We start from the raw sequence: 20707 nt of genomic DNA on the forward strand, positions 1-20707 counted from the left end.
GACACATCTGAGCGTCTCCCGACGCCGGTCCGACGGGAACCGATCGACAGCCGGGCGGCGGACGTGGTGGCCGAGGGGAGCGGTGGCCGGGTGCACGGCTGTGTTCGGGTGGCTTTCTCGTCCGCCGACGTCGTTCCACCTGGTGTTGTGCCTGTGCGGGCTGTTGACGTTGCTCGGCGCGGTGATGGTGCTGTCGGCGTCCTCGGCCCTGCTGATGTTCGCGCTGGTGATGGCCCAGCCGAACTTCGGCGGCACGATCACGCTCGGGATCGTCCTGATGGCCCTGCTGTGGTTCGCCGGCGCGCCGAAGCGGCTGTTCGCGGCATTGCTCCTCGGGGCCGGCTCCTGCGCCTGCCCGCCCCGGGGCTCTCGGCACCACGCAACCCGCCACGAAGCGAACGGCGGCGTGGGCGAACCGATCGTCGTCCGGTCGTGCCGACCGGCGAGCGTGGCAGCGGGCGGCCGCCCAGGTAGTGCGCACCGACCGGGGGATGCCGGCTCGGGTTCTCAGCGTTTTGCCAGCACCAAGCGGATACGATCGCGCGTCTCGGGACCGCTGACGCCCCCACGCGCGGATGTTGTTCCCGGGGATCACCGTGAGGAGCGCGTTATGTCCGAAGTGGACCGCAGGGCATGAGGCTTGTCGTGTGGGCGGTGCTGTGCGTCACTTGCCTCGCCTCGGACCACGTCGTGCTCGGCGTATTCGGATTGCTCGTGCTCGGCGCCGCTCACGGGGGCTCCGCCGATGTTCGCCGAGTGCGTCGCGGCATGACCGGCACTGTCCAGCCGGTGTCCGGCCCGCCGTGCCCCGAACCGCGACGCGTCGGCGCGCCGAGCTGACCGCGCTGCGCCTCGGAACCACCGCCCGCATCCGCTCGATCCTTCTTCCTGCTTGAACTGGCGATTCCGGCCCCGTGTGACGACACTCCGGAGAGAGCGCGCCGATGAACCTGTCCACACTGGCGCTGGTCCTGCTGGCCGGACTCGCACCGGGCCGGGCTTCGCGCTCGTCATGCCGGTTGCCGGCAGTCACGTGCCGCAAGGCCGCGGACATCCTGCGGGCCGGCCGCCTGGAGCTGCTGGACGCAAGGCCCTCTCGCCGGTCCTGCTCGTGCACGGACACGGCCAGCCGGGCTGGGAGACCGCCGACGGCTATCACCGCCTCTCATCACCTCGGCGAAACTCCGACATCCCGTGCAGGCAGATCTGATCCGGCGGCGTCGCTCGGCTTCTCAGCGATTTGCCAGCGAACGGTGCCTAGGATCGGGAACCAGCTCGGCTCCGGCTGTCCGTGTTCTTCGTGACGATGCAGGTGCGCCCGGGCCGTTCAGGTATGTCCACACAGGACACCACGTCCGCTGGCTCCGGTGAGGTTCTCGGGATCGATGATTCCCCGTCCGAAAAGGACGGTGACGGGCAGCCCGCCCGTAGCGCCGTCCCGGCAGTCCATGACGCGTCGTGGTACCGAGCTGCTGATGCTCGTCTTCGCCGCCGTCATCGTGGTGTGCGCTTTCGTTCTCGTGGAAAGCAACCAGGACCACGAGCTCACCGCGGCCGTGGCGTGGTACGGGCTCGGGTACTTCGCGATCTTCGCGATCGCCCACTTCGCCGCCCGCCGGTGGGCACCCCACGCGGACCCGCTCATCCTGCCGTGCACGGCCCTGCTCAACGGGATCGGGCTGGTGATGATCTACCGGATCGATCTGGCGCAGGCCGCGAAAGCCGCCCAGAACAACGACACCGTCGCGGCCGAGGCACCGAAGCAGGTCCTGTGGACCGTCCTCGCGCTGGCGCTGTTCCTGCTCGTGCTGATCGTGGTCAAGGACCATCGGCGGCTGGCCCGGTTCGGGTATACGGCCGGACTGGCCGGGATCGTCGCCGTCGCGCTGCCGGCGGTACTGCCCAGCTCGATCTCGGAGGTGAACGGGGCGAAGGTGTGGATCAAGCTCGGCCCGTTGTCGATCCAGCCCGGCGAGTTCGCCAAAATTCTGCTGCTGGTGTTCTTCGCGTCGTTCCTCGTCACGAAGCGCGAGCTGTTCATGTCGGCGGGCAAGAAGGTGTTCGGCGTCGAACTGCCGCGCGCCCGCGACCTCGGCCCGATCCTGATCGCCGCGCTGGGCTGCATGGCGATCCTGGCGTTCGAGAAGGAGCTCGGGGCCGCGCTGCTGTTCTTCGGGATCGTGCTCGTGCTGATCTACGTCGCCACCGAGCGCGGGATCTGGGTCGGGCTCGGGCTCGTCGTGTTCGCGGCCGGCTGCGTGCTCGCGTACCTGCTGTTCAACCACGTCCGCCAGCGCGTGATGAACTGGATCGATCCGCTGGCCACCTACGACCAGCCCGGCGGGGGTTACCAGCTGGCCCAGGGGCTGTTCGGGATCGCGACCGGCGGGGTCGGCGGCACCGGCCTCGGCGCGGGCCGGCCGGACATGGTGCCCGAGGCCAGTACCGACTTCATCACCGCCGCGATCGGCGAGGAACTCGGGTTCGTCGGTCTCGCGGCGATCCTGATGATCTACTTGATTCTGGCGATGCGTGGCGTGCGGGCGGCCCTGTCGGTGCGGGACACGTTCGGCAAGCTGCTCGGTGTCGGCTTGTCCTTCGCCGTCGTGATGCAGATCTTCGTCGTCGTTGGCGGGGTCACGAAGCTGATCCCGGAAACGGGGATCACCGCGCCGTTCCTGTCCAAGGGCGGCTCGTCGCTGCTGGCGAACTACATCCTCGTGGCCCTGCTGATGCGGATTTCCGACACGGCCCGCCGGCCCGCGGCCGTCCCGGCGGCGTCCCGGCCACGCCAGGCCCCGCTGGCCGACGCGCACACCGTGCTGGTCAGCGCCCCACCGGGCTCCTGGTCCGGCCGCGCCGAGGACGGGACGCCCGGGCCGTGACCGCCCACGCACGGCAGCGCGGTCGCGCCTTGCCCCAGGGCGGCGAGCTCACCGTCCGGCCGGGGGCAGTCGGTCAAGACAGCCGGACCAGTCCCCGGCCGGGCAGATCCCGACATCGGTGATCGTCGTGTCGAGCGTGACGCGGTGCCCGGGGTCCAGGCAGGTACTCCAGGATTCCCGGCCGACGCACGCGGTGTAGGCACCGGACTCGAACACCGTGACCACGGTGGCCGGAATGACCACGGCACCGACGCCGCCCGCGAAACACAGGTCGGGCCGGGGAGGATCGACCCGCACGACGACCGGAGCCGGATGCTGGTCGGCGCCGCAGTCGCGGCGGACGATGGCCGAGCCCGTGCCGGGCGTCGCACCGCATCCGGTGAGCAGGCTGATCGTGATCCCAGGGGCCACCAACAGCGCCGCGCATCGGCGGAACTCATTCACCACAGGCCCTTCCGCCCTCGGCCGGCCCGTGACTGTCGCGTTCGACCATCGGGAGGTTTCCTGTCCGCTGCGGGCGAGTGTTCGAACCGAGTGTGCGACCGAGTCGTTGAGAGGACGTTGAGACGCTCCGGTTTGCCCGGATCGGTTGCGAGACAGCGCGGAATTCACAGGGCGTTCACTCATCAAACCCTCAGCACGTTCCGGGTACGGTCGCGAAGCGCCGCGCGCGGCACAGGTCCCGGGCAGGGGCGCCGCGCGCGGCGTACTGGAGTGTCCCAACAGGACCGGAGGTCAGCTCCGAGCGCGGCGACGGGGGTTGACAGGTGGATCACGAGCAGCGATCGACGCCGTCCGCCCGTCGCCGGCCCACCCCGCAGCGATCGGTGACCGCCCGTCCCACAGCGGCTGATCGTCCCGTGGCCCGGGAGGCCCGCACGGTACGCGTTGCTGCCGTGTCCACGGCCGCGGCACGTCGCCGGCGGCGTCCGGCCCTGGTCGTGGGCCGGGTCGCGGTCGGGCTGGCGTCGGTGCTGGTGCTGACCGGCACCGGGGTGGCCTCGACCATGCTGACCAGCCTCGTCAACGGCCTCAACACCTCCGACGCGCTCGACGCCAACGGCCCGAAGTCCATCGGCAGCGACCAGAACATCCTGTTGATCGGTCTGGATTCCCGCAAGGACCAGGACGGCAACCAGCTGCCCAAGGACATCCTCGACCAGCTCCACGCCGGGGACGGCGCCGAGGGCGGCTACAACACCAACACGCTGATCCTCGTGCACATCCCCGGCGACGGCGGCAAGGTCTCCGCCGTGTCGATCCCGCGCGACGACTACGTGCCCGTGTCCGGCATTCCCGGCTACACCCACGCCAAGATCAAAGAGGCGTACGGGCTGGCGAAGTTCTACGCCGAACAGAATCTGGCCAAGCAGGGCGTCTCCGGCGCCGACCTCGAGCACAAGGGCCGCGAAGCCGGCCGCAAGAAAACCCTCGAAACGGTCCGGAACTTCCTGGACGTGCCGATCGACCGGTTCGCCGAAATCAATCTGGCCGGCTTCTACGACCTCGCCACCGCCCTGGGCGGCGTGGAAGTGTGCCTGAACCACCCGGTGAAGGACAGCTACTCGGGCGCGGACTTCCCGGCCGGCCACCAGACGTTGAACGGGTCACAGGCGCTGTCGTTCGTGCGGCAGCGGCACGGTCTGGACAACGGGGACCTGGACCGCACGCACCGGCAGCAGGCGTTCATCGCCTCGGCCGCGCACAAGCTGCGCAGCGCCGGCACGTTCACCGACCTCGGCAAGCTGCAGGACCTCATCGACACCGCGAAGAAGGACGTGGTGATTTCGTCGGGGTGGGACATTCTGGCGTTCGCGCAGCAGGCGCAGAACCTCACCGGCGGCAACCTCGAGTTCACCACCCTGCCGATCGCCGGGTACGACAAGGTCGACGGCCAGGACGTGAACAGGGTCGACACCGGGCAGGTCCGCGCCGCGGTCCGGGCCGCGTTCGGCATCGCGGCGCCGCCGCCGGCGACCCCGCAGCCCAAGGCATCGGCCACGATCGACGTCCGCAACACCACCGGTAAGCCCGGGCTGGCCTCGACCGTCGCGACGGCGCTGGCACCGTACGGGTTCCACACCGGACAGCTGGCCAATTCCGCCGCCGCCGCATCGTCGGTCGCGTACGGCGCGGGAGCGAAGGACGATGCGGCCACCGCGGCGTCACTGCTGGGCGGTCTGCCGGTCACCGCCGACTCCCACCTTCCCCAGGGCCGCCTCCGGATCATCCTCGGCACTGGGTTCAGCTTGCCAGCAGCCCTCGGCCCGCACGGAGCCGGCGCTCCCGCAGCCACCGCGACGGCAGCCGTGCCGACGTCCCCGGCCGCGCCGCCCCCGGCCGCCGGGCCGCAGGGAGGCACGGTCGACGGCAGCGGCATTCCCTGCGTCAACTGATCGCTCCGAACGCGGTTCGCGCGTGTCCTTGCCCTCGCGCTCGTCGCCGGCTGTTGCCTTGCTCGCCGGCCGCCGCTGTCGAGTGGGGACGGCGGCCGCGCAGGACTTCCCGGTGCCTGGAAGCCCGCGTTCGCGTCGTACCCACGCGCGGGCACGCTGCGATGTCGGGGTGAGGTTGCGGAAAGAGCCTGGGGCGGCGGCGGTCTCGGGGGAGGAAAGCTGCCGCCGGTCCCAGGCCCGCGGCGGAGGCCGCAGAGCCGATGTCGACCGAGCGCTGCCGGTTGTTACGACCTCGGGTCAATGCTGGGAGTGCCCGCTCGGGGCGCCCAAGATCCTCGGTGCTGAGCGCTCGTCGCCGTCACGCCAGGCGGTGGGCCGGGCTCGCCCCCTACGCGAGCCCGGCACGCCGCATCCCCTGGTGGTGCCCTCCGGCTCCCCAGCCGTCGGTGAGGACTCCGGTCCCCGCGCGGTCCCGACAACCGCACGCGCCGGTGAAACCTGCACGACGGCGGTCCGTGACGAGATTGCAGATCATGAACACCCGACTGGGGGATATCCGGCGCCCCCATGCGCCGCCGGTCCGCGCCGATAACTACCGACTTCTGCAGGTGGGCTGGCGTAAGGTTTTGTCTGGTGGCTGAGAAACAAGGACGACCGTTCTCCGATGCCCGCTCGATGGTCGAAGGGATCATCTGCCGGGTATCGGTGCGGGATTGCCTGGCGGGACGTGCCGGAGGTGTTCGGTCCGTGGCGGACGATCTGGACCTGGCACCGCCGGATGGCCGGCGACGGCACCTGGGACACCGTCCTGCAGCGCTTGCACGCCGAGGCGGATGCAGCGGGCTTGGTGGATTGGTCGGTGTCGGTGGATGCCACGATTGCGCGGGCGCATCGCACGCCACCAACATCACCCGCCCCACAGGGGGCTGGGTCGAACTACAAGATCTGCGTGCCGAGCCGCCTGATCATGCGATCGGCGACTGGAGCACCAAGGTGCACCACATCGTCGACGGGAACGGCCGGCCGCTGGTGACGTTGGTCGGGCCTGGCCAGGCCGGGGACGCACCGATGTTCCCGCACCTGGTGCGGCACCTGGCGATCCGTCGGGCGGGGCGTGGTCGCGCCCGCACCCGGCCTGATCGGCTTCGAGGCGACAAGGCGTATTCGTTGCGTGCGATCCGTCGGCATCTGCATGACCGCGACGTCACCGCAGTGATCCCCGAGCCGGCCGATCAGATCGGGCACAGCAAACGGCGGTGACACCTCGAACCTGCCGACCCGGCTGCAGCAGCTCAACACGCAGGTGCTTCCGGCGGCCAGGTGCGCCGACGCGCAGCAGTCCGCCGGGAAGATCTGCACCGACAACCCGTACGGCACGGACGGTCCCGGCGGAGGTGACTCCGGCGGCCCGGCCGTTAAGATGACGGACACCGTGCCGCAGCTCGTCGGTACGTGCAGTCGGGCGGCGGCGCAGACCCCGGCGAGGCCCCGACCGTCTACACCAGCTCACCGGACTTCCGGAGCTGGCTCTACGACACGGCGCGCGGGGTCCCGGCAGCGGCATAGCTGAGGTGGCGCTGGTCGTGGCCGATGGGCCGGTGGCGACGCGGACCGGCCCGAAGATGGCCGGCCAAAGCCGGGTCAGGTGCTCTCGTAACGGCGCACGCCACCGGTATCGCCGAACTTGAGCTTTTCCTGTTGTGCGAGCAAGTCCAGGTGCGCGCCGGTTTCCAGGACGGCCAGCATCTGGTTGAACGGGTCCAATGTGGCGAGCCGGCGGTTCCGTTTGGTCCAGCTCATGCGGGTCGCCGCTTCGAAGGCCGTGCCGGCTCCGGCCTGGACCTGAGCGAGCATCAGGTCGAGCCGTTGCCGGTGGTGGGCCAGGAGTTCGTCGATCCGGGCGTGGCCGCTGGCGGAAACGGGGCCGTGGGCTGGTAGCAGGCGCCGGTCGGGCATGGCGCGGACCACGCGCAGGGACTCCAGGTAGTCCTTCAACGGCAGGTCGGGAGGGGCCGCCTGAAACCCGATGGACGGGGTGATGTGGGGCAGGATGTGGTCGCCGGAGAACAGGAGATCGGCGGTGCTGTCGACGAAGACGACGTGGCCCTCGGTGTGGCCGGGGGTGGCGACGACGGCGAACTCCCGGTTCGGGAGGACGCGGCGGTGGCCGGGATTGAGCCATTCGTCGGGCTGTTCCCAGATTTCCGCCTCCTCGTCGTCCATGACCGCCGTCAGGCTGGGGATGAGGTGTTCGGCGCCGCCGAGGCGGAGCAGGTCGAGCTGGGTGCGAATCGGATCCTTGGCGGCGTCCGCGACGATCCGCAGGCTGGGGCGTTCGCCCGACCCGAGGGAGACCTTGGTGCCGAACTCGCGCCGGAGCGCGACCGCCTGGGTGTAGTGGTCGCGGTGGATGTGGGTGACGAGGAACTCCCGGACGTCGCCCAGTCCCGCGCCGAGGGCGCCCAGTGCGTCGGCGAGCAGTTTCCGTGACTCCGGCAGCGCCCAGCCGGAGTCGATCAGGACCAGTTCGCTGCCGTCGGTGACGGCGTAGACGTTGACCGCGCGGAGCCCGTCGCCCGGCAGGGGCAGCGGAATCCGGTACACGCCGTCGGCCACCTCGTAGATGCCCGGGGCGCTCCAGTCGGGATTCTCACCGTCCGGCGTCGGTGCGCGGGTGCTCATCGGGCGCTCCATCCGCCGTCGACGTACAGGTCGGATCCGGTGGTGTAGCCGGAGTCGTCGCTCGCGAGGTGGGCCACGGCCGCGGCGACTTCTTCCGGCCGCCCGAGCCGGCCCATCGGGGTGTTGGCCAGCATCGCGGCGTGGCGCTCGGTGTTCTCGAAGCGCTCCAGCAGGTGCCGGGTGCCGATGAAGCCGGGGACGACGGTGTTGACGCGGACTCCGGCGGTGGCCCAGTGCAGGGCGGCGTTCATGGTCATCGAGCGCACCGCGCCTTTCGCCGCGGCGTAGGAAAAACTGTTCGCGAGGCCGCCGGTGTGCCCGAGGATCGAACCGACGTTGACGATCGCTCCGCCGCCCGCGCGGGCGATGGCGGGGCCGGCGTGCTTCATGCCGAGCCAGGTGCCCGCCTGGTCGACGGACACGACCTGGTCCCAGCGGTCCTTCCCTTCGGTTTCGACCGTGCCGGTGCTGCCGATGCCGGCGTTGTTCACGAGGACGTGGAGAGCTCCCCAGCGCTCCTGCACCGCGAGCACCGCGGTCCGCCAAGCGGATTCGTCGGCGACGTCGAGCGTGACCGTCAGCGTGTCGGCGTCGAGGCGGGCCGCCAGTTCCGCGCAGGCGTCCTTGTCGACGTCGCTGAGTGCGAGGGATGCGCCTTCGCCGGCGAGGCGGGTGGCGATGGCCGTGCCCAGCCCGCCGGTGGCGCCGGTGATCAGCACCCGGCGGTTGTCGAAGCGTCGCACGCGGTCTCCTCGGTGGTGAAGTGGTTTCCGCCGGTCATGACGGCGACCCCGACTTCTCCGCGGGGCTGTCGTCCCGGGGGCGGCCCGACAGTTTCGAGGACGCGGTCTCCTTCATGGTCGCGACCACGAGCAGGCCGACAAGAGCGGCGAAGATGATGTAGAACGCCGGGGCGATGGTGATCCCGGTCGTGGAGACGAGCCAGGTCGTCACCAGCGACACGATCCCGGTGCCCAGCACACCACCGATGTTGAAGCCGAGGGACACGCCCGTGTAGCGCACGCGGGTCGGGAAGAATTCGGCGTACTGGGCGTAGACGACACCCTGCTGGACGCTGAACGGCACGTTCAGGATCAGTGCGGCGACGATCGCCAGCGGCAGGGATCCCTGCTGCATCACCCAGAAACAGGGGACGGCGAGCACCACGAAGCCCGCCATGGCGGCGGTCAGCACGCGACGGCGGCCGAAGCGGTCGCTCAGCGAACCCGCCCACGGGATGATCGCCAAGGGCATCAGGACGATGAGGACGATCAGCCACAGGGCGCCGGTCAGCGGGTAGTGCAGCACCGCGGAGAGGTGGACCAGGAGGTAGACCGAGGCGATGCCGCCGGTCGTCTGCGTCGAGTAGGCGATGCCGACCAGGCGCAGGAGGCCGGCTTTGTGCTGGCGCAGCACTTCGGTGACCGGGGCCTTCGGAGGCGCCTGTTCCCGCACCATCTGCAGGAAGAGCGGCGAGTCCTCCACCCGCATGCGGTAGAGCACGGCCAGCACCAGCAGCGGCGCGGCGATGAGGAAGGGGATGCGCCAGCCCCAACTGCTCAGCTGTTGCGCCGAGGTGAACGCGCTCAGCGTGCCCACCGACGCGGCGGCCGTGGCGAGGCCGAGGGAGATGCCGATGGCGGTGGCCGAGCCGAACAGCCCCCGGCTGCGCGCGGGGGCCGACTCCGTGGACAGTGAGGCGGCGCCGCCGATTTCGCCGCCGGCGGAGAGCCCCTGCAGGATGCGGAGCGCGGTCAGCAGGACGGGGGCCGCGATGCCGGCGCTGCCGTAGGTCGGGAGCAGCCCGGTGAGCGTGGTGGCGACGCCCATCAGGGTCACGGTCGTCATCAGGACGGTCTTGCGGCCGCGGCGGTCGCCGAGCCGGCCGAAGATCAGCCCGCCGATCGGCCGGGCCAGGAAACCGCTGGAGACGACCCCGAGGGTGCTGAGCACCCCGAGCAGTCCGTTCTGGCCGGGGAAGAACAGCGGGGCCAGCACGACGGCCAGGTAGCCGTAGATCGCGAAGTCGTAGTACTCGATGGCGGTCCCGACGGCGGCGGCCACGCCCGCTCGTCTGGCGACTCGATCCTGATCGGGAAGCGATGGTGTCGGCATCGGCGCTCCTTTGCGCTTTCGCAGCTCGGCTGCCGCGGGGTCAGCCGCCGCGACGGGGCTCACAGTAAGCATGAACTGAGGTCAGTTCAAGTAGGCGAAGCCATTTCTTGACTTACGCTGAGCTCGCGTGTCAAGGTGACCTGAAGTCAGTTCAGTTTGGGAGGATTTCATGGCAGTCGAGGACGACATCCAGTTCGAGCGTGACGGGCACATCGCGCGGATCTGGTTCAACCGGCCGCACAAGCGCAACTGCATCACCGTCCCGATGCTCCACCGCCTCGACGAGATCATCACCGAGATCGAAGCCGACCCGGAACTGCGCGTCGTGGTCGTGCGCGGGCGCGAGAACACCTTCTCTTCGGGGTTCGACCTCGACAGCCTGCAGGCCGACTTCATCGGCTCGAGCACCGCGATGGACGTCGCGGTCGTCTCGGCGAAGGTCTGCGACCGGCTCTACAACATGTCGAAGCCGTCGGTGGCGGTGCTCGAGGGGTACGTCACCGCGGGCGGGTTCGAAGTCATGATTTCGTGCGACTTCGCGATCGCCGACGAGGACGCGAAGATCGGCGACTTCCACATCCGCCGCGCGCTGTTCGGCGGCGCGGGCCCGATCTACCGGCTCCCGCGGATGCTGGGCATCCGCAAGACGAAGGAGCTCATGCTCACCGGCAAGCTCCTCTCGGGTAAAGAGGCGGACGAGTTCGACCTGGTCAACGCCAGCGCGCCGGCCGCGGAGCTCGACGCGACGGTCGACGAGTTCATCAGCCACCTCACGGACAAGAGCCCGTTCCAGCTCAAGCTGACCAAGATGGCCGTCGACCGCGGCCTGGACGCCGACATCGCGTCCCTCATGGTCCTCGAGCACCTCGCCGTCGGCGTCACGCTGAACTCGCAGGACGCCGCCGAGGGTGTCGCCGCGTTCCTGGAAAAGCGCGAACCGAAGTGGACCGGCCGCTGACGCGGAGAAGACGAGATGAGCACCTCGACAGTGGAGACGGACGCCGACCCGCAGCTCGGCGCGCGCGTGCGCACGGCGCTCGGGCTCACCGGGCCGTTGACCGTCCTGGACGGCGGGCGCTCGGGCCTGACCTACGCCATCCGGGGCCCGGAAGCCGGGTACGTCGTCAAAGCGGTGCCGCCGGGCCGGCGGGCCGCCGGGCGCCATGACGTGCTGCGCCAGGCCGCGATCCTCGAAGCGGTGGCGGGGACGGGGGTGCCCGTCCCCGCCGTGCGAGCCGTGGACGGGGGAGAACCGGCGTGGTTCGCGATGGACCTCGCCGACGGCGAGGCCGTGGAGCCGGTGCTGGAACCAGGCCGGGCGGTCGATCCCGGACTGGCGCACGCGCGCATGATCACCGCCGCCCGGATGCTCGGTGCCCTCCACACCATCCCTGTGGCGAGCATCGGCCGATCGCTGGCCGCGGCGGCACCGGACCCGACCCCGCTGGACGCGGAGGTCGAAAAGTGGGCGCGGACCATGCACGCGGTGCCGGACGACCTCCGGCCGGGCGGAGCCGACCTGGTCAGCGTGCTGGCGGACGACATCCCGGACGCGATCGAGCCCGTGCTCGTGCACGGTGACTTCCGCCTCGGGAACGTGGTGTTCGACGGTCTCGTGCCGACCGCGCTGATCGACTGGGAGATCTGGAGCATCGGCGACCCGCGGGTCGACCTGGGCTGGTTCGGGGTGTTCACCGACGGCACGCTGTTCCCCGGCGCCGGGCACGCGGTCGACGGGCTGCCGACCGGAGACCTGCTGGCCGAAACGTATCGCGAAGCGTGCGGGCACCGCGGCGACGTGCTTGCTGCGACGGAGTGGTTCGCGGCGTTCGGCCGGATGAAGATGGCGGCGATCATGGCGCACAACCTGGTCCGGCACCGCACCGGAGCCCATCACGATCCGGTCCAAGAACAACTGCCGCCGACGATCGCCAAGATGATCTCGGATGCCCGGGGTCTGCTGGCCGGAGGCGAGCGATGACCGTCCGCGCTCCGGCTGAGCTCTTCGACTTGACGGGACGCACCGCGATCGTCACGGGCGCGTCCTCCGGGCTGGGGGAGCGGTTCGCCCGCGTACTCGCCGCGGCGGGGGCGACGGTGTGGGCGTCCGCCCGTCGCAAGGATCGGCTCGACCGGCTGGCCGCCGACGTGCCCGGCGTGCGGGCGGTGCCGTGCGACGTGTCGCTGGCGACCGACCGTGCGGCGCTGGTCCAAGGCGCCGTGGCCGAAAACGGCCGCGTCGACATCCTGGTCAACAACGCCGGTACCGGCAGCAAAGCACGTCCGCACGAGGAGACGCCGGAGGCGTTCGCCGACGTGCTCGAAACGAATCTCGTCGCGCCCTTCCACCTGGCCCAGCTCGTCGCCGCGGCGGCGGCCGGGCGGCCGGTGTCGGTCGTCAACGTGAGCTCCATCGTCGGCGTGGTCTCGACCGCGCCGCGGGGCGGCGCGAGCTACGCGGCCGGCAAAGCCGGGCTCATCGGCCTGACCCGGCAGCTCGCGGGGCATTGGGGCCGCAATGGCGTCCGGGTCAACGCCCTGGCGCCGGGGTGGTTCCGCACGGAGATAAACGACGCGATGTTCGAGGACGAGGCGTCTCTGCGCTGGATCGAGCGGAACACCATGGTGCGCCGGCCGGGCGGACCGGACGAGCTCGACGGTGCCCTGCTGTTCCTCGCTTCGGCGGCGTCCACGTACTGCACCGGACAGGTGCTGGCCGTCGACGGGGGGTGGACCGCACGATGACCGGAGAACTGGAAGAGTTCGCCGAGAATGCGCGCGTCTGGTTGTCCGGACGGCTGCCACGCCGGGACGGTGCGCCACGCCGTTCGGTCGCGGTGTTCCACGACCTCGCCCACGACGACGAGCGCGCCCTCATCGACCGCATCCGAGACTGGCAGCGCACGAAGTTCGACGCCGGGTACGGCGCCCTGTCGTGGGCCGTTGAAGACGGCGGAGCCGGGTTGACGCCGCTGCACGAAGAAGCCTTCGCCGATGTGGAGCGGGAATTCGAGACACCGGGGCAGCACGAGCTGACTTCGGTGAGCACCGCGCTGATCGCCCCCACCGTGCGGATGTTCGGCACCGCGGACCAGAAAGCGCGCCTCGTGCGGCCGCTGTTGCGGGGGGACACCCTGGCCTGTCAGCTGTTCTCCGAGCCCGCCGCCGGCTCCGATCTGGCCGGGCTGGGCACCCGCGCGGTGCGCGAGGGCGACGAGTGGGTCGTGACCGGGCAGAAGGTCTGGAGTTCGGGCGCCCAGTTCGCCGGCTGGGGAGAATTGATCACCCGCACCGATCCCGAGGCGCCGAAACACCGGGGCATGACGGCGTTCCTGCTGCCGGTGGACACGCCCGGGGTGGAGGTGCGACCGCTGCGGCAGATGTCGGGCGGCTCGTCCTTCTGCGAAGTCTTCCTCGACCGGGTGCGGATCCCCGACGCACTGCGCCTCGGCGACGTCGGCGGCGGCTGGGCGGTGACCCTCGCGACCCTCGGGTTCGAGCGTGGCCACTCCGGGGCCAACGCGGATCTCGGCGGCGGGTTCGCCGAGCTGCTCGACGACGCGCGCCGGCTCGGCCGGGTGCACAACCCGGAGGTGCGCCGGCTGCTGGCCGAGGTGTGGGCGGCCGAGCAGGTGGCCGCGGTGTCCGCCCAGCGCGATCGCGAGTCGCGACAGGCCGGCCGTGACCCGGGGCCACTCGGCTCGCTGCGGAAACTGGCCTGGGCGCAACGGCTCAAGCTGGTTTCCGAAGCCGCGGCGGCGGTGCTGGGGCCCCGGCTCGTCGCCGATTTCGGCGACGGCAGCTACCGCTGGACCGAGCACGTGCTGGGCGCACCCGGCTACCGCATCGCCGGCGGCACGGACGAAGTGCAGCGCACGATCATCGCGGAGCGCCTGCTCGGTCTGCCACCGGAACCCCGAGCCGATCGCGGCATCGCCTGGAAGGACATCCCGAAATGACCACGAGCATCAAGGAAGCCGTAGCCCGGGTGCGGGAAAACGGGCAGCCCCTTGACGGGCGGACCGCACTGGTCACCGGTGGCTCGCGGGGCCTCGGCCGCGAGATCGCCATCGCCTTCGCGGCGGCCGGTGCCGACGTCGCGGTGGTTTCCCGCAAACTCGACAGCTGCGCCGCCCTCGCCGACGAACTCGCCGCGGAGACCGGGCGGAAAGTCACCGCGCACGCGGCGCACGTCGGTGACTGGGACCGGCTCGGCGGCCTGCTCGACGAGGTCGAGGCGGCGCTGGCCCCCGTCGACGTCCTGGTCAACAACGCCGGGATGGCGCCGCTCTACCCGAGCCTGGCCGAAGTCGGCGAAACCTTGTTCGACAAGGTCATCGCCGTGAACCTCAAAGGGCCGTTCCGCCTGATGGCCCTGGCGGGCGCGCGCATGGCGGAACGCGGCGGCGGGGTGATGCTGAACATCTCCTCGATGGCCTCGGGACGTCCGACCGCAGGGGATCTTCCCTACGCCGCCGCGAAAGCGGCGCTCAACACGCTCACGGCCGGCTTCGCCCAGGAGTACGGCCCGTCGGTCCGGGTCAACACCATCGTCGCCGGACCTTTCCGCACCGACATCAGCAAGGCGTGGGACATGGCCGCCGTCGACGAGATGGCCCGGAGCTGGCCGTCGCGCCGGATCGGCGAACCGGGCGAGATCGTGGGCGCGGCCCTCTACCTGTGCGGGCCGCACGCGAGCTACACGACCGGTTCGCTGCTGACGGTCGACGGCGGAAGGCTGGCCGCGCCGTGAACTTCGTCGACGACACCCTCGTGATCGACACCCCCGAAGGGCCCGCGTTGCGGGGAAGCGAGTGCGGGGACTGCGGCGCCCACACGTTCCCCCGGCAGGACGGCTGTCCCCGGTGCACGGGAACGGCGATGCGCGAGGTCGCGCTGGCCCGCCGGGGCACGCTCTGGTCGTGGACCGTCCAGGGGTTCCGCCCGAAACCGCCGTACACCGGGTCCGCGGCCTACGAACCCTACGGGATCGGCTACATCGCCCTGCCCGGGCAGCTGATCGTCGAGGCCCGGCTGGCCGAGTCCGACCCGGCGAAGCTCGCGATCGGTACCGAAATGGAGCTGATGTTCGTGCCCTTCCGCGACGACGCCGAAGGGCGTCCCGTCCACACGTTCGGTTTCGTGGCGGTGGACCATGCCTGAGGTCGCGATCGTCGGGATCGGCATGCACCGGTTCGGCCGCACGGACGGGGTGTCCGGCCGGGCGCAAGCGGTGCACGCGGCGCGTGAAGCACTGCGGGACGCCGGACTGAAGTTCTCCGACATGCAGTTCGGGTTCGGCGGCTCGCACTCCGCGGGAGACGCGGACACGCTGGTCTCCGAGCTCGGCCTGACGGGGTTGCCGTTCGTCAACGTCGCCAACGGGTGCGCGACCGGCGGCAGCGCGCTGATCGCCGCCGACGCCGCCATCCGGTCCGGGAAGCACGACGTCGGGATCGTGATCGGCTTCGACAAGCATCCCCGCGGCGCGTTCACCACCGACCCGGCCGAACACGGGATCGGCGCCTGGTACGGCGAGACCGGGCTGATGGTCACCACCCAGTTCTTCGGCATGAAGATCCAGCGCTACCTGCACGACCACGACATCGACCCGGCGGTGCTCGCGTTGGTCGCCGAGAAGTCCTTCCGCAACGGCGCGCGCAACCCGATGGCCTGGCGCCGCAAGGAGATCAGCGCCGAGGAGATCGCGGCCGCGCCGATGATCTCGCACCCGCTCACGCAGTACATGTACTGCTCGCCCGGGGAAGGCGCGGTGGCGCTGGTGCTGTGTCGGGCGGACCGGGCCCGGAGCCACACCGCCCGCCCGGTCTTCCTGGCCGCCGCGGAGTTCCGCAGCCGGAAGTACGGCTCGTTCGAGGTGTTCGCTCCGTGGATCGCCGCCGAGCGTGCCTCGTCACCGACGGTCGAGGCGTCGGCCGCGGCGTTCGGGAGCGCCGGGATCGCACCGTCCAATGTGGACATCGCGCAGATCCAGGACACCGAGGCCGGCGCGGAGCTGATGCACCTGGCCGAAACCGGGCTGTGCGCCGACGGTGAGCAGGAGGCGCTGATCCGGGACGGGGTCACCGAGATCGGCGGCCGGTTGCCGGTGAACACCGACGGCGGGTGCATCGCCAACGGCGAGCCGATCGGCGCCTCGGGGCTGCGGCAGGTCTTCGAGAACGTGCTCCAGCTGCGCGGCGACGCCGGGGAGCACCAGGTCCCGGGCGACCCGCGAGTCGGGTTCACCCACGTCTACGGCGCACCGGGCATCTCCGCCTGCACGGTGCTGACGCGTTAGGAGCGGTTCATGAGCTGGGGATTCGAGAACGATCCCGAGATCCAGGAAGAGCTGGACTGGGTCGAGGACTTCGTCCGGTCCGAGGTCGAGCCGGTCGACCAGGTCATCGCGCACGCCTGGAACCCGCGCGACCCGGTGCGCAACGCGCTCATCAAGCCGTTGCAGCAGCGGGTGCGGGAGCGGAACCTGTGGGCGGCCCACCTCGGTCCGGAGCTCGGCGGCAAGGGTTTCGGCCAGCTCCGGCTCGCGTTGCTGAACGAGAAGCTCGGCCGGACCCACTCCGGCCCGGTGGTGTTCGGCTGCCAGGCACCCGACTCGGGCAACGCCGAGATCCTGGCCCACTACGGCAGCGAGCACCTGAAGGCCACGTACCTGAAACCGCTCGTCGACGGCGAGATCGTGTCGTGTTTCTCGATGACCGAGCCGCACGGCGGGTCCGATCCGACCGGCTTCCGCACCACCGCGCACCTCGACGGCGACACCTGGGTGATCAACGGCGAGAAGTGGTTTTCCAGCCACGCCCTGTTCGCCGAGTTCCTCATCGTCATGGCGGTCACCGAACCGGAGGCGCCGGCGCACAAGTCGATGTCGATGTTCGTCGTCCCGGCCGGTACGCCGGGGGTCGAGCGCGTCCGCGACGTCTCGGTGTGGGGCCACGAGGAGCCGGTCGGCACCCACCAGTACCTGCGCTACACCGACGTCCGCGTCCCCGCGGAGAACCTGCTCGGCGGCCGCGGTGAGGCCTTCGCGGTCGCGCAGACCCGCTTGGGCGGCGGCCGCATCCACCACGCCATGCGGACCGTCGGGCTGGTGCAGACCGCCTTCGAGATGATGAAGCGCCGCGCGGTCTCCCGGACCACCAAGGGCGGCAAGCTCGCCGACAAGCAGCTGGTGCAGGAAATGATCGCCGACTCCTGGATCCAGCTGGAACAGTTCCGGCTGCTCGTGCTGCGCACCGCGTGGCGGATCGACCGGTTCAACGACTACAAGAAGGTCCGTGCCGACATCTCCGCGGTGAAGGCCGCGATGCCGAAGGTGCTGGCCGACATCGCCGGCCGCGCGATCCAGATCCACGGCTCGCTCGGGATCTCCCAGGAGCTGCCGTTCGGCAAGTGGGTCATGGAGTCCTTCCACATGGGACTGGCCGACGGCGCCACCGAGGTCCACAAGGTCAACCTGGCCCAGGCCCTGCTGCGCGGCACCGAACCCGACGACGGGCTCTTCCCGCCCTACACCCGGCCGAACCTGCGGGCCGAGGCGCGGCTGCGGTTCGCCGACGTCCTGGAGGCCGGAGCATGAGCCCGCGCATCACCCCCGACGCCGAGGCCGAAGAGCTGCGGGCGGTCGTGCGCGAGTTCTTGGCCAAGCACGCCGAACCGGCGCGTGATCCGGACCAGGGCTGGGATCCCGCGATCTGGCGGCGGTTCGCCGCGGAACTCGGCGTGGCCGGACTCGATGTGCCGGAGGAGCACGGCGGCGCCGGCGCCGGTTTCCGTGAGGTCGCGGTCGTGGCGGAGGAGCTGGGCCGTTCCCTGGCGAGGCTGCCCTGGTTCACCACCGCCGTGCTCGGGGTCGGGGTGCTGCTGCACACGAGCGGCGCCCGGCGGCACGACTTCCTCCCGGCACTGCTCGACGGCACGGTCACGGCCACCCTCGCCTACCGTGAGCACAGCCAGACCCGTGCGGTCCCGGACGCGCGGGGGGAGTGGTTCGTCTCCGGCGAGAAGGTCCTGGTGCTCGAAGGGGCGACCGCGGATCTGCTGTTCGTCACGGCGGAAACCACCGAGGGCCCGTCGCTGTTCGCCGTTGAAGGCGCGCGTCCGGAAGTCAGCCGTCGTCCGGTCCGGGCCATCGATCCGAACCGGCAGCCGGCGAGCGTGGCCTTCGACGGCGCGCCGGCCGTCCTGCTGGGCGCCACCGGCGAGGCCGCGCCGGTGCTCGAACGGGTGCTGCTGCGTGCCTCCGCCGCGCTCGCCGCCGAACAGACCGGCGGGGCCGCCGCGGCCATGGAGCTCGCCGTGGACCACGCGGCGAACCGGCTGCAGTTCGGCCGGCCGATCGCCACGTTCCAGGCGATCAAGCACCGCTGCGCCGACATGGCCGTCCAGGTGGAGGCGGCCCGGTCGGCGTCGCTGTGGGCGGCCGCCGAGATCGCCGGGGACACGGCCGAGGCGGCCCGCGCGACCGCGACGGCGGCGCTGGTGTGCGGGGACGCCTACCGCTGGGTCGCCGACGAGAACGTCCAGGTCCACGGCGGAATCGGCTTTACCTGGGAACATTCCGCCCACCTGCACGTCCGGCGCGCGCTCAGCAGTGCGGTCCTCTTCGAAGGGAGTCGTCGTGATGCCCTCCTCGACGCCATCGGGGTCTGACGCCGGCGGCGACCCCGGGCCGGCGGTCGCGGAACACGCGGTTCGGCGAATGACCTGAAGCCGGTTCAGGTGACCTTTAGAGTGTGGTGGTCACCAGCCCAGGGAGCCCAGCGTGAGCATTGAGTCATTGACCGAGTCCGACGACGGCCCGCGGTCCAAGCGGCCGGCGATCCTGGCCGTGGCCGTCGAGCGTTTCGGGGAGGTCGGCTACGAGGCCACCAAGTGGTCGGAGATCGCCGAACGGGTCGGCATCGGGCACACCGCGCTGTACCACTACTTCGAGTCCAAAGCGCACTGCCTGCTCACGATCATGCGGCTCGGGCTGCGCAACTCCGACACCGCGTTCCACGAGGCGACGAAGGAGACCCCCACCGCGGTGGCGGCCCTGCGCGCGGCCGTGGCCGCCGCCTGCGCGATCCCGCCGTGGGAAGTGCAGCAGAACCGCATTCTGCAGGCCAATATCGCGTTGCTGGCCAACGAGCGGGCGTCGGAACGCGAAGAGACCGAGCGGCTGGCGTGCCGCGCCCTGGTCGTGAAGATCGAACACAACTGGGCGGAACTGCTCGAGCGGGGGATCGCCACCGGCGAGTTCCCGGACCGTGATCCGCTGCTGATGGCGCGCAGCATCCTCGGGATGATCGTCGGGGTGTGGCGGTGGTACCGGCCCGGCGGAACGCTGGACCTCGACGCCATCGCCGGGTTCGTCGAAGGGTGCTGCGTGCGCATGGTCGCCGGGACCGATCCGGCCCCCTGAGCCCGGCCCCGCGGGGGACGCCACAAAGTCTTGCTCTTCGCTTCGAGGCTGCTTAGAGTCCATGAAGACGAACTGACTTCATGTCAGTTTGGAGTCCGTCAAGGAGGACGGTGCAGTGATCATCGAGGACTACTACGCCCGGCTCGACGGCCCCGAGCCGCTGAGCGCGCTCGACCTGGTCGAACCGGAGGTCGAGTTCCTGATCGCCTTGCCTGGGAAGGAGATCCGTGGCAGCGGTCCGGCCGATCTGAAGGACTACATCGCGGCCCGGCCCGATGTCGGGCGCCGGCACCACGTCCGGCGCCGCGGCGTGGACGGCGACCTGGAGCTGGTCTACGGGATCATCACCGAAGGCGACGGCCGGGGAACCGGCTCGTTCTCCGCGGCCGCCGAGGTTTCCCCCGCCGGACGGGTGCGGCGCTACCAGGTTTTCTTCCACCCCGAATTCAGCTTGTTCCCCCTGCCGCAAGGAGGTGTCGCGTGAGTGACGCCCCGACGCTGGATCGCTGGTTCACCGCGATCGACTCGGACCGCCCCGAAGGCATCCTGGACCTGATCGCTCCCGCGTTCCGGTTTTCGATCGTGTTCGGCACCGGCGGCGGCCGGGCGACCGACTTCGCCGGCGGCCGCGCGGCCATGGAGGAATACCTCGCTCAGCGGGAAAAAGGCGTGCTCACCCACCACGTCCTGACCGGCTCGACGTGCGGCCGCGACGAACTCGTCCTGGGGCTGACCCGCCGCGGAGCCGAGTTCGAGTCCACCTTCGTCGCCGCCGCCAGGCTCGACGAAGACGGCAACGTCGTCTCACTGATGATCGGGCGCTCGCCGGAGCTGGAGCTCGACGCGGTCTGACCCACCCGCACCCGCAGGAGGCTGTGATGTTCAACCTTGTTCTGCTCGCCGCTCGCCCGCCCGAGTGGACCCACGACCGGTTCATCGAGTGGTGGCGCGGCGAGCACGCCGAACTGACCTACCCGCTGCCCGGCCTGCGCGCCTGGCGGCACACCGCCGTGTCCAGCGCGCTCGAACCCCGCTCGGAAGGCTGGGACGGACTGTCCGTGCTGAGCTTCGACGACGAAGCCGCGGCCCGTGCCGCGCTCGCCAGCCCCGAGTGGGACGCCGCGGTCCGCCACGTCGGCGACATGCGCGGCAAGCGGATCGCGCTGCTCGGCGACGAACGCGAGATGTTCCCGGCATGAGGA

General features: G+C 70.6%; 22 protein-coding genes and 1 pseudogene. 19 read left to right on the forward strand and 4 right to left on the reverse strand.

Features of this window, described 5'->3' with window-relative positions; genetic code table 11:
- Positions 1 to 202: 202 nt before the first annotated feature.
- Positions 203 to 340 (forward strand): annotated as a pseudogene (locus tag ACYVLJ_RS24555) (cell division protein FtsW); the annotation flags it as partial.
- Between the two features lie 1045 nt (positions 341 to 1385).
- On the forward strand, positions 1386 to 2885 hold the full coding sequence (locus tag ACYVLJ_RS24560; protein ID WP_460440487.1) for an FtsW/RodA/SpoVE family cell cycle protein: 1500 nt from the start codon (positions 1386 to 1388) through the stop codon (positions 2883 to 2885).
- Positions 2886 to 2933: 48 nt separating this feature from the next.
- Here ACYVLJ_RS24560 and ACYVLJ_RS24565 read toward each other — a convergent pair whose 3' ends face one another.
- On the reverse strand, positions 2934 to 3296 hold the full coding sequence (locus tag ACYVLJ_RS24565; protein ID WP_460440488.1) for a hypothetical protein: 363 nt from the start codon (positions 3294 to 3296) through the stop codon (positions 2934 to 2936).
- A 485-nt stretch (positions 3297 to 3781) separates the two neighbouring features.
- Between ACYVLJ_RS24565 and ACYVLJ_RS24570 the strand changes: the two genes are divergently transcribed.
- The 4 genes from ACYVLJ_RS24570 to ACYVLJ_RS24585 all read left to right on the forward strand — a co-directional run bounded on the left by ACYVLJ_RS24570 (position 3782) and on the right by ACYVLJ_RS24585 (position 6851).
- Complete coding sequence (locus ACYVLJ_RS24570; protein WP_460440489.1) at positions 3782 to 5281, forward strand: LCP family protein; 1500 nt, start codon at positions 3782 to 3784, stop codon at positions 5279 to 5281.
- Between the two features lie 664 nt (positions 5282 to 5945).
- A complete protein-coding gene (locus ACYVLJ_RS24575) occupies positions 5946 to 6314 on the forward strand; it encodes a transposase (RefSeq protein ID WP_460440490.1) in 369 nt (122 codons plus the stop codon).
- Entirely contained in the window at positions 6275 to 6541 is a 267-nt protein-coding gene (locus ACYVLJ_RS24580; RefSeq protein ID WP_460440491.1) for a transposase, read from the forward strand. Before ACYVLJ_RS24575 ends, ACYVLJ_RS24580 begins: the two co-directional genes overlap by 40 nt.
- Before the next feature lie 43 nt (positions 6542 to 6584).
- Positions 6585 to 6851: a hypothetical protein gene (locus ACYVLJ_RS24585; RefSeq protein WP_460440492.1), complete on the forward strand. Its 267-nt coding sequence runs from the start codon at positions 6585 to 6587 to the stop codon at positions 6849 to 6851.
- Between the two features lie 71 nt (positions 6852 to 6922).
- Here the strand turns inward: ACYVLJ_RS24585 and ACYVLJ_RS24590 are convergent, their stop codons facing one another.
- The 3 genes from ACYVLJ_RS24590 to ACYVLJ_RS24600 are packed head-to-tail and all read right to left on the reverse strand — an operon-like array spanning position 6923 to position 10027.
- The gene (locus ACYVLJ_RS24590; protein ID WP_460440493.1) at positions 6923 to 7963 is read right to left on the reverse strand and encodes an MBL fold metallo-hydrolase; all 1041 of its coding nucleotides are present in this window, start codon (positions 7961 to 7963) and stop codon (positions 6923 to 6925) included.
- Complete coding sequence (locus ACYVLJ_RS24595; protein ID WP_460440494.1) at positions 7960 to 8706, reverse strand: SDR family NAD(P)-dependent oxidoreductase; 747 nt, start codon at positions 8704 to 8706, stop codon at positions 7960 to 7962. Before ACYVLJ_RS24595 ends, ACYVLJ_RS24590 begins: the two co-directional genes overlap by 4 nt.
- Before the next feature lie 34 nt (positions 8707 to 8740).
- Positions 8741 to 10027: an MFS transporter gene (locus ACYVLJ_RS24600; RefSeq protein ID WP_460440495.1), complete on the reverse strand. Its 1287-nt coding sequence runs from the start codon at positions 10025 to 10027 to the stop codon at positions 8741 to 8743.
- A 220-nt stretch (positions 10028 to 10247) separates the two neighbouring features.
- Here ACYVLJ_RS24600 and ACYVLJ_RS24605 point away from each other — a divergent pair, with 220 nt between their 5' ends.
- The 13 genes from ACYVLJ_RS24605 to ACYVLJ_RS24665 all read left to right on the forward strand — a co-directional run bounded on the left by ACYVLJ_RS24605 (position 10248) and on the right by ACYVLJ_RS24665 (position 20704).
- The gene (locus tag ACYVLJ_RS24605) at positions 10248 to 11036 is read left to right on the forward strand and encodes an enoyl-CoA hydratase/isomerase family protein (protein ID WP_460440496.1); all 789 of its coding nucleotides are present in this window, start codon (positions 10248 to 10250) and stop codon (positions 11034 to 11036) included.
- 15 nt (positions 11037 to 11051) lie between these two features.
- Entirely contained in the window at positions 11052 to 12059 is a 1008-nt protein-coding gene (locus tag ACYVLJ_RS24610) for a phosphotransferase family protein (protein WP_460440497.1), read from the forward strand.
- The gene (locus tag ACYVLJ_RS24615; protein ID WP_460440498.1) at positions 12056 to 12823 is read left to right on the forward strand and encodes an SDR family NAD(P)-dependent oxidoreductase; all 768 of its coding nucleotides are present in this window, start codon (positions 12056 to 12058) and stop codon (positions 12821 to 12823) included. The genes ACYVLJ_RS24610 and ACYVLJ_RS24615 overlap by 4 nt, the downstream gene beginning before the upstream one ends.
- Positions 12820 to 14037: an acyl-CoA dehydrogenase family protein gene (locus tag ACYVLJ_RS24620; protein WP_460440499.1), complete on the forward strand. Its 1218-nt coding sequence runs from the start codon at positions 12820 to 12822 to the stop codon at positions 14035 to 14037. The genes ACYVLJ_RS24615 and ACYVLJ_RS24620 overlap by 4 nt, the downstream gene beginning before the upstream one ends.
- Positions 14034 to 14831, forward strand: coding sequence for an SDR family NAD(P)-dependent oxidoreductase (locus tag ACYVLJ_RS24625; protein ID WP_460440500.1), 798 nt, complete (start codon positions 14034 to 14036; stop codon positions 14829 to 14831). Before ACYVLJ_RS24620 ends, ACYVLJ_RS24625 begins: the two co-directional genes overlap by 4 nt.
- On the forward strand, positions 14828 to 15241 hold the full coding sequence (locus tag ACYVLJ_RS24630) for a Zn-ribbon domain-containing OB-fold protein (RefSeq protein WP_460440501.1): 414 nt from the start codon (positions 14828 to 14830) through the stop codon (positions 15239 to 15241). Before ACYVLJ_RS24625 ends, ACYVLJ_RS24630 begins: the two co-directional genes overlap by 4 nt.
- Positions 15234 to 16379, forward strand: a complete 1146-nt coding sequence (locus ACYVLJ_RS24635; protein ID WP_460440502.1) for a thiolase family protein — start codon at positions 15234 to 15236, stop codon at positions 16377 to 16379. The genes ACYVLJ_RS24630 and ACYVLJ_RS24635 overlap by 8 nt, the downstream gene beginning before the upstream one ends.
- Before the next feature lie 9 nt (positions 16380 to 16388).
- A complete protein-coding gene (locus ACYVLJ_RS24640; RefSeq protein ID WP_460440503.1) occupies positions 16389 to 17678 on the forward strand; it encodes an acyl-CoA dehydrogenase family protein in 1290 nt (429 codons plus the stop codon).
- Positions 17675 to 18751 (forward strand): acyl-CoA dehydrogenase family protein, encoded by a 1077-nt coding sequence (locus tag ACYVLJ_RS24645; RefSeq protein ID WP_460440504.1) that lies wholly within the window; start codon positions 17675 to 17677, stop codon positions 18749 to 18751. Before ACYVLJ_RS24640 ends, ACYVLJ_RS24645 begins: the two co-directional genes overlap by 4 nt.
- A 112-nt stretch (positions 18752 to 18863) precedes the next feature.
- Positions 18864 to 19505: a TetR/AcrR family transcriptional regulator gene (locus tag ACYVLJ_RS24650; RefSeq protein WP_451985866.1), complete on the forward strand. Its 642-nt coding sequence runs from the start codon at positions 18864 to 18866 to the stop codon at positions 19503 to 19505.
- Between the two features lie 115 nt (positions 19506 to 19620).
- Complete coding sequence (locus tag ACYVLJ_RS24655; protein WP_460440505.1) at positions 19621 to 19989, forward strand: nuclear transport factor 2 family protein; 369 nt, start codon at positions 19621 to 19623, stop codon at positions 19987 to 19989.
- Positions 19986 to 20357, forward strand: a complete 372-nt coding sequence (locus ACYVLJ_RS24660; RefSeq protein ID WP_460440506.1) for a hypothetical protein — start codon at positions 19986 to 19988, stop codon at positions 20355 to 20357. Before ACYVLJ_RS24655 ends, ACYVLJ_RS24660 begins: the two co-directional genes overlap by 4 nt.
- Positions 20358 to 20383: 26 nt before the next feature.
- Positions 20384 to 20704, forward strand: coding sequence for an EthD domain-containing protein (locus tag ACYVLJ_RS24665; RefSeq protein WP_460440507.1), 321 nt, complete (start codon positions 20384 to 20386; stop codon positions 20702 to 20704).
- Positions 20705 to 20707 lie beyond the last annotated feature (3 nt).

The organism is Amycolatopsis stemonae, assembly GCF_054781455.1.